The sequence below is a fragment of the Paenibacillus etheri genome, assembly GCF_001012825.1.
GTDB lineage: Bacteria > Bacillota > Bacilli > Paenibacillales > Paenibacillaceae > Paenibacillus_AQ > Paenibacillus_AQ etheri.
In genome coordinates this window covers 1-2,213 of record NZ_LCZJ02000024.1, presented here as the reverse complement: position 1 = coordinate 2,213, position 2,213 = coordinate 1, and the positions used below count along the sequence as shown (strand labels likewise).

At 43.4% G+C, this 2,213-nt stretch carries 1 protein-coding gene and 1 pseudogene; one reads left to right on the top strand and one right to left on the bottom strand.

Features of this window, described 5'->3' with window-relative positions; genetic code table 11:
* Positions 1 to 844 precede the first annotated feature (844 nt).
* On the top strand, positions 845 to 2,005 hold the full coding sequence (locus tag UQ64_RS14400) for an alanyl-tRNA editing protein (protein WP_060624159.1): 1,161 nt from the start codon (positions 845 to 847) through the stop codon (positions 2,003 to 2,005).
* Positions 2,006 to 2,081: 76 nt separating this feature from the next.
* Here UQ64_RS14400 and UQ64_RS32130 read toward each other — a convergent pair.
* Positions 2,082 to 2,213: pseudogene (locus UQ64_RS32130) on the bottom strand (IS30 family transposase); the annotation flags it as partial.

Below are 2,213 nucleotides of genomic sequence, written 5' to 3'. Positions count from 1 at the left end.
TTGGCTTATTCACGGGATTTCAAAAGAAAGCACGGAGTACCGGATATATTGAACCAAAGGGCACCGACCCGTAACGTTAGCATGACCGGCCTCCACCCTTTGGAAAGGCGTAACGAAGGAATGAGAGGGCAATGCCCCGTTGAGACATGGGAGTGAAAACCTCCAAGGGCGGCGTGGAGAAGCGTGCAGTATATGGAAGGATATGGGGTTTTATCATCCCCCTCTATTTCCTCACGCCTTCATGTTGTCCTGGTCCTCAACCGGGTTGCTCTAACAATCTTTCGGTAAATCTGACAGGGTGAAATCCTGCGAATAAGCGAGCATTCGTGAGAAAACTGAATCGTACTGAGGGAGCTCAATAAATACAGAGAGGCATCCGGTCAGATCGATCGGCTACCTTATCTTTAAGCTCCCATGAAAATTAAATTAGCTCAAAACTAGTAAAAGAACATAAGAAAGAAGACTCAGAAAAACACTTTTTAAAAAAAGGCTGAGCCTTATGTGTACTTAGGCAGACAGAAAAACAATAAACTTCGTTCTACAATCACTAAAGACTAGGCTGGTGCAAAAACCAGAGTAGGATTAATCTCCCATGAGTGCTTCTCGAAAGGGAGCGACAATCTGTGATGCACCGGGGTCGTTGGAGTCAGACTAACGGATGGGCTCTAAGGCACCATAGCTCATCGACCTTCTTCGCCAGCCGTGTAGCAGTATTGAGAACAGAAGAGTGAATTCCTTCCAAGAACGCCGCAAGGCGTTTTTCTTGGTGCAGTTTGTCTTTGAAATCCGTTATGATACTATAAGCTTAATGTGCCGAAAACGTATAAAAGAGAGGGATACATACATGACCAACAAACTATACTACAATTCTACATACCTTACTGATTGGGAGACCTGTATTACTGAAACCATAGCACGAGAAGATGGACTCTATGTTATTTTGGAGAAGACCGCTTATTATCCGCATGGCGGTGGGCAACCTTGTGATTTAGGGACGATTGGGGATATCCCGGTACTTGATGTAATCAGTGAGGAAGATCTTGTCCTGCATAAGCTGGAACGCCTGCCTGATGATTTATCCGTCACTTGTCAAATCGATTGGAAGAGAAGATTTGATCATATGCAGCAGCATAGTGGACAACACTTGCTCTCAGCCATCTGTCTTAATTTGTACCAGTTTATGACTCTAAGCTTTCATTTGGGTGAGGATTATTGCACCATTGATATAGAAGCGCCAGAACTGTCGTCTAAACAACTTCATTCCATAGAGTGGGAGGTAAATCGGCAGATTTACCAGAACCATAGTATCCTGAGCTATTTTGTAACAGGGGAAGAGGCTTCAAAGCTTAAATTGGTCAAACTACCTAAAGTGACGGAGAACATCCGGATTGTAGAAATTAAAGATGTTGAATATAACGCTTGCGGTGGTACGCATGTATCTTCAACAGGTGAGATTGGTATAATTAAGCTTCTGAAAGCGGAGAAACAAAAAGGCAATACGCGGATCTATTTTAAATGTGGATACCGTGCTTTGGAGGAGTTTAATAGCAGTCTACAAATTGTGGGAGCACTATCTTCCAAATTCAATACGGGAAAAGATGAAATTATCGATCGCATTGAAAAATGGGAGAATGAACAAAAACAGCTGCAAGCTGAAATTACCCTTCTTAAAGAGAAGAATGATGATTACATCGTACAGGAGCTTTTAGCCCAACAAGAAGGAAAGCTGATCTCAAAAGTGTTCGAGGATAAATCGCTGAAAGATTTGCAAAGTTTAGCTAACAAGCTTACCGCGAAAAGTGATGTTCCGGTATTATTGGCTAGTTCCGCTGAGAATAAGGTTGTATTTGCACAGAATGGCAGCGCGGAGGTCTCCTGTGGAGCTTTTTTCAAAGAGCATCTTAGTACCTACAATGGAAAAGGCGGAGGCAGTGATAAACTAGCGCAAGCAGGATTCCCGACATGGGGAGATGCTTTGGCGTTTTATGAATTTGTTAGAAGTTAAGATTACTTTATAAAAGACAGAAGACCTGACTGCGGTAGTCTACCGTGGATCAGGTCTTTTTTTATACGACGGATTGTCAAGCTAAGTGCGACACTTCGGACATGAAAGACTCGTGAGCAGACTTCCACCCCAGACATTTCCGGGGGCGGTGGTTGATGAGATCTAGGGCGTGGGCAAGCTCCTCATCTGAAACTTGTGCAAAATCATG

Bases quoted from the DNA above. Each gene is read 5' to 3' on its own strand.
- UQ64_RS14400 (WP_060624159.1), top strand. From the start codon at position 845: ATGACCAACAAACTATACTACAATTCTACATACCTTACTGATTGGGAG.